Source organism: uncultured Flavobacterium sp. (genome assembly GCF_963975005.1).
GTDB lineage: Bacteria > Bacteroidota > Bacteroidia > Flavobacteriales > Flavobacteriaceae > Flavobacterium.
In genome coordinates, this window is record NZ_CAXBFR010000147.1 from 1 (window position 1) to 6,379 (window position 6,379).

At 29.1% G+C, this 6,379-nt stretch carries 6 protein-coding genes; 4 read left to right on the top strand and 2 right to left on the bottom strand.

The features are described 5' to 3' along the window. Window positions 1-3: 3 nt before the first annotated feature. Window positions 4-354 carry a glycine zipper family protein gene (locus AACZ53_RS13200; RefSeq protein ID WP_339839359.1) on the top strand — a complete coding sequence of 117 codons (351 nt, stop codon included), beginning with the start codon at window positions 4-6 and terminating at the stop codon, window positions 352-354. A gap of 137 nt (window positions 355-491) precedes the next feature. Here AACZ53_RS13200 and AACZ53_RS13205 read toward each other — a convergent pair whose 3' ends face one another. Further along, the gene (locus tag AACZ53_RS13205) at window positions 492-1,853 is read right to left on the bottom strand and encodes a WG repeat-containing protein (protein WP_339839345.1); all 1,362 of its coding nucleotides are present in this window, start codon (window positions 1,851-1,853) and stop codon (window positions 492-494) included. Window positions 1,854-2,261: 408 nt separating this feature from the next. Between AACZ53_RS13205 and AACZ53_RS13210 the strand changes: the two genes are divergently transcribed. The 3 genes from AACZ53_RS13210 (at window position 2,262) to AACZ53_RS13220 (ending at window position 4,786) form a co-directional block, all read left to right on the top strand. Next, on the top strand, window positions 2,262-2,579 hold the full coding sequence (locus AACZ53_RS13210) for an HPF/RaiA family ribosome-associated protein (protein ID WP_339839348.1): 318 nt from the start codon (window positions 2,262-2,264) through the stop codon (window positions 2,577-2,579). Window positions 2,580-2,914: 335 nt separating this feature from the next. After that, window positions 2,915-3,322, top strand: coding sequence for a fasciclin domain-containing protein (locus tag AACZ53_RS13215; RefSeq protein WP_339839351.1), 408 nt, complete (start codon window positions 2,915-2,917; stop codon window positions 3,320-3,322). Window positions 3,323-3,496: 174 nt separating this feature from the next. After that, entirely contained in the window at window positions 3,497-4,786 is a 1,290-nt protein-coding gene (locus AACZ53_RS13220) for a T9SS type A sorting domain-containing protein (RefSeq protein WP_339839353.1), read from the top strand. 124 nt (window positions 4,787-4,910) lie between these two features. On the opposite strand, the gene AACZ53_RS13225 is transcribed toward AACZ53_RS13220, so the two are convergent. Beyond that, window positions 4,911-6,379 (bottom strand): AAA family ATPase (locus tag AACZ53_RS13225; protein ID WP_339839356.1); only part of this gene is annotated, 1,469 nt, incomplete at its 5' end.

Here is a 6,379-nt window from a genome sequence, read left to right on the forward strand (position 1 = left end):
TTTATATCGTGTAAAAATACAGATAAGTCAGATGCGGATTTTGCTAAAGAAGCCACTATAGATTCACTAAAAATTGAATATGCAAAACAAAGAGTAATTGACTCTATGAATAATGTGATGGTTATACAACAAGCGCAACAAAAAGAGGTTATTATTGTAAATCAAACTGCTGCTGCACCTGCCAAAAAGAAATGGAGTGGAGCTGCTAAAGGAGCAGTAATTGGAGCTGGAGTTGGAGCTGTAACAGGAGCAATTGTTAGCAAGAAAAAAGGTACGGGTGCTATTATTGGTGGTTTAGCAGGGGCAGGAGTTGGTGCTGGTACAGGAGCTATAATAGATGGTAAGAAAGAATAACAAACATATATTTAAGGTTGGTTAGTTAAGATTATTTTTAATAAAAAGTAATTTTACTAAAAACCCCTTCAGTGCAAGCTGAAGGGGTTTATTTTTAGTACGTTTTGTGAAAGACTATAATTTAGACTTATAAATAATTAATCTTCGTAATATTTTACGCCATTACTTCCAACAGGACAAAGCTTTCCATTTTTATTAAAATAACAGACTTTGAAAGAATTATAATCATCATCTAAAGAATAAATATAGTTAAAACTAGAAATAGAGTCATAAGTAGGTTCAATAACAACAGCTATTTCTTTATTGTAATCATCGCTCATTCGGTATGTTCCTATTTTTGATTTGTTTTTAAGAATCAAAATATCTTGAAATTTTTCATGAAATTCTGTTTGATCAAACTCAATATTTGGAATTATTTCATTCTTAACTAAGTCTAATATTTGCCACTTCTTTTTTGATTTTACTAAAGCAAACGTACAATCGTAAGTGTCATTATGGGTCTTTATGACAAGTTTGATTTCATCATATTCTTTGAATTTACTTCTGTCGAAACTTATACTATTTGTAATTGCACTGTATTTTTCTTTATGTTTTATGATTTCAATTTTTAAACGTGTTCTATAGAAATCTTTAGATTTATAAGCATTATTTTCAACAAAGGCTTCACCAGTAACTAATTTAGTTTCAAAAGTTCTAGCGTTTTCTGTTGAACCTATAACAGACATTACCTCATAATCACCCATATTTGGTGCATTAAAAAAGTCTTCTAATTTATTGATTGTTGTTTTAATTACTCGAAAATCTATTGTAAATAGATAATAAACTTTCTCTTTTATACCATAATATTTGATGCTTTCATAAGGTTCTTTCGGCTCATGAAAATCTTTGTAATCAAAATATTTAATGCTGTCATATTCGTTATTAATTTTCCATTCGTTTTTAATGGTGTTATAAACTCCAAATTTATTTTCCTTACCTATAATATAAAAACCATTGTTTATTTCTCTATAGTCATCAATATTTGTTAGGATTTCAGTTTCATTGGTATTGATTAACTTATAGTTAGAATCCTTATTCTTTTGGACAAAAAACTTTAGTTCTAATTCATTAAAGCTATCATTTTCAGCTTTGTTTATTGATTTATATTGTATGGGAATTAAAAATTCCCCATCCATATCAGAATAGCCTGTAAGATTGTCTTTGTAAATTATAAACTCATTATACCTACTGTGAACTGGTTTTCTAAAAATAGAATCGTAAATTGGTTTTAGCACTTCAAAACCTTTTTCGTTTATAACGCCAACTTTATTGTTTTGATATACAAACCATCTAAAGTTATTCATTTCTGGATTAATGGAATCGTATTTGGGTTCGACTTTTATTTTACCATTTTTATCAGCAAAACCCCAAAGATTTCCTTTTCGATAAGGAACGTTATATTCTTGGGTAAAAGCGTTTAAAGTAACAAACAGGATTAAAAAAGTAATTGTTTTTAACATCGGTTTTGTTTTAAAAAAGCAAATTTACGGAAAGTTTGATTTGTTTTGGAAGACAGATTATAGAAATTTATAAAATTTAAATGGTTTTTGTTTGTGAGTTTCTCTCTTTGTTTTTGCAATGCGGATGAAACGGATTGACTTTGTCAAATACTGATTATGTCGATTTTTTAAGCTTAGAATACAGATGAAGAAATTTGAGAAATCTTAAAAATTTAATAGGCTAAGAGAGTTGCTTATTAATTTTTCACATTGTTTTTATGGTAATATTATTTTATTAGATTGTGATTGATAAGTTTAATATTTAATCTAAAACTGAATTGAAATTAAATACTAAACTTATCCTAATTTTTTTTGAAATGTCTTCAAATTGCTTTAAATTTAAGAATTAATAAATAACACTAAAACTATATGCAAATACAAATTAACACCGACAAAAATATTGAAAACAGTGAACGATTAACTGCTTTTTTTTCAAGCGAAATAAATACTGAATTAGAACGATTTGATAATTTAATTACAAGAGTAGAAGTTCATTTTGGAGATGAAAATAGTGATAAATTTGGCAAGAATGATAAAAAATGCCTAATTGAAGTTCGAGTGGCTAAGAAAGAACCAATTGCTGTTACAGATCATTCAGATTCAATTGAAAAAGCATTTCACAATGCCTTAAAAAAAGTAAAGCGTGTTTTAGATAATACACATGAAAAAATGAGGGAAAATCATTAGCTATATAGGTTAAGAATTTTAAGATTCTTTCAGAATAAAGTATTCGAATTTGTTTTCTAAGAATCGAACTATTATATTTAATCATTAAGATGTTTGGGTAATTTAGGCTTGTAAAGTTTAATGAAACATAATATCTTAATGATTTTTTTAACTTTTTTAAACTGAATTTAATTCATGACAAGCAAGTTTTTATAAATTAAGTAAAAATAATTATTTTATGTAAGTTTGTTTATTTGATTTATAAGTAATAAAAATTGTTTAACTTTTTTTTAATAAAATTAAACAAAAAATATTTTATATTTGTGTAAATATTTATAAATTAAACTTTAAAAAAAATGAATTTAGTAAAAAAAATTAGCATGTTTTCATTTGCAGCATTAGTAATGACTTCATGTGGAGACGGAAAAAAAACAGAAGAAGAAGTTGTTGCAGTTGACTCAACAGAGGTAGTAATGGAAGAGCCAGAAATGGTACAACCAACAACAATTGTTGATGTAGCAGTTGGAAACGAAAATTTCTCAACTTTAGTAGCAGCGGTTAAAGCAGCTGGATTAGTTGAAACTTTAGCAAGTGAAGGACCCTTTACAGTATTTGCTCCAACAAATGAAGCTTTTAACAAATTACCAGCTGGTAAAGTAGTTTTGACAGATGCTAACGGAAAAACTTCAACTGTTGTTATGGCAGATGTTGCTGCATCAAACGGTGTTATTCATGCAATTGATACAGTTGTAATGCCAAAATAATTTAAATTAGTAATTTGGTTAATTATTATTCTTAAAAAGCTGTCCGTAATTGGGCAGCTTTTTTTATTAAAAATATAACGCACTCAATTTCAAAGGTTTAACAAAAGTTAAATTAAATTAAAATTAACTTGTGTGTTTAAAAAATTATTAAATTTATATCAAAATTAAATTTATATGAAAAAATTCTACCTTTTACTATCTATTTTAATTATTTCTTATTCTTTTGGACAACAAATTAATAATTTATACTCAATTTCATATAAGTCACTACAAAATCCAGTAACTATGCAATACACTAATGGTGTAGTTAGAGTAGCTGAACTTAATCCCATTACGGGATATATTGATAACATAGGACTTGGAACTAATACTGTCTCTGGAAATTTTACTGTTGATGGTGGTTCTGTTAATCAGAATAATGATACCTATAATCTCATTGGTAATAATTCCTTCATGACTTTTGATATAAACACGGGTAATTTTTTACAACAAACACCTATAACGAGTTTTACCAATATTGGAACTACTTACTTCGGACAAGTTCGTTTCAATAACTCTGACAATACATTGTACGGTTTAGCAAGAGTATCAACTGGAGTGCAACAAGTTGCTGCGTATTTGGCAAAATTAAACACCACAACTGGCAGTTTAACACAATTGTCTCAAAATCCATTGGTTGATCAGAGTGTTGTTTCTGGAAATGTCATTGATCCCATTCAAATGATTTTTTATTATTGTTCACCCCAAAAATTTATAGGATTAGATTTATATAATGGTAATGTTTATTCCAGCCCCAATTTTGTTTACAGTAATCCTGAATATTATGCTTTTGGAAATGTTGCTTTTAATTGTGCAAATAATGAAATTTATGGCTTAATCAGAGGAAAATACCCAAGTCCAAATGCACCAACGCCTACAGGTTATATTTATTACATGAAGTTAGGGAAAATTAACGCAACAACTGGTGTTGTTACTGAAATTTCTACCAACCAGCTGCCATCAAATGCTTACTCAGTAGGTGCAAGTTCTACTATTGATGAGAGTAATAATATTTATTATTTTGTAGGAACAGGACAAATTATTTATGGTATTTCATTGGTAACTGGTAATGTTGTTAGTGCTGTTCCTGCAACATTTGAAGATGGAAATACTGTGTTTTTTTTAAATAGCTATAATAATTGTATAGATAGAACAGCTGAAAGACAAGATCCAGCATTACTAAACAATGCAACTTTTACAAATGATGATATCATAATTTATCCCAACCCTGTTTCAAATATTTTAAGTATAAAAAACATGAATTCATTTGATAAAGTTGAAATTTTTGATAGTAACGGAAGAATAGTTAAAATTTCAGCAAATGAAAAAGATATTGATGTAGAAGATTTAGAAGCTGGAATATATTTTATTAATATCCAAGTAGATAAAAAAGTAAAAAATCAGAAATTTATTAAAATAAATTAAAAAAAAAACACCCAACATTCTATTACAAATATTGAGTGTTTTTAACCAAACTAACAAAAAAAACACCATTTCAATCAATAGCAGTTTTAAACTGCTATCTAATTACCGACCACTGAATACTAATTTATTTGTTTCTAAAAACTAATTTTCCATCAAAACTATCTAATAGAATTATGCTATCCGTTGTAATTTTTCCGGATAAGATATCTTTGGATAGTTCATTTAAAACTTCTCTTTGGATTACTCTTTTTACGGGTCTTGCTCCATATTGTGGATCAAATCCTTTTTCCGCTAAATAATCAATTGCTTCTGGAGATGCATCTAGTGTTATTTGTTGTTTTGCTAACATTTTTGTTACCCCTTTTAATTGAATACCTACAATTTCTCTAATGTTTGCATTTGTTAAGGGTGTGAACAATACAATTTCATCAATACGATTAATAAATTCAGGTCGAACAGTTTGTTTTAATAAACCTAAAACCTCGACTTTTGCAGCTTCTGTTGCAGCTTCGACACTTCCTTTTAAATTGTCGAATTTCTCTTGAATAATATCACTTCCCATATTAGAAGTCATGATGATAATTGTATTTTTAAAATCGGCAGTTCTTCCTTTGTTATCCGTTAAACGACCTTCATCTAATAATTGCAATAAGATATTAAAGGTATCAGGATGTGCTTTTTCAATTTCATCTAATAAGATCACAGAATAGGGTTTTCTTCGAACCGCTTCTGTCAATTGTCCTCCTTCATCATAGCCTACATATCCTGGAGGTGCACCAACTAAACGACTCACACTGTGTCTTTCTTGGTATTCACTCATGTCAATACGAGTTAAAGCACTTTCATCATCAAATAAATATTCGGCTAAAGCTTTGGCTAATTCGGTTTTTCCGACACCCGTTGTACCTAAGAACAAGAACGAACCAATTGGTTTTTTAATGTCTTGTAAACCGGCACGACTTCTTCTAACAGCATCACTTACAGCCACAATAGCTTCTTGTTGACCAACGACACGTTTGTGTAATTCGTTTTCTAGGTTTAATAGTTTTTCTCGTTCTCCTTGAAGCATTTTCATTACTGGAATTCCAGTCCATTTGGCTACAACTTCCGCAATATCTTCACGAGTGACTTCTTCTTTTATTAAGGAGTTTTCGGATTGATTTTCGACTAATTGTATTTGTAAAGCATCTAGATTTTCTTGAGCTTCTTTGATTTTTCCGTAACGAATTTCGGCTACTTTTCCGTAATCACCATTTCGTTCGGCTTGTTCAGCTTCTTGTTTTAAATCTTCAATTTCTAGTTTTACACTTTGAATGTTATCTACAACGTCTTTTTCAGCTTTCCATTTGCTGTACATTTCGTTGCGTTCTTCCTTTAAGTTGGCTAAATCTAAGCCAAGTCCTTTTAGTTTTGTTTCGTCATTTTCTCTTTTTATGGCTTCAATTTCGATTTCCAACTGCATAATTTTTCTATCCAAAACATCTAATTCTTCTGGTTTTGAATTGATTTCCATACGCAATTTAGAAGCCGCTTCATCCATCAAGTCAATGGCTTTATCTGGAAGAAAACGATTTGTAATATAACGCTGTGATA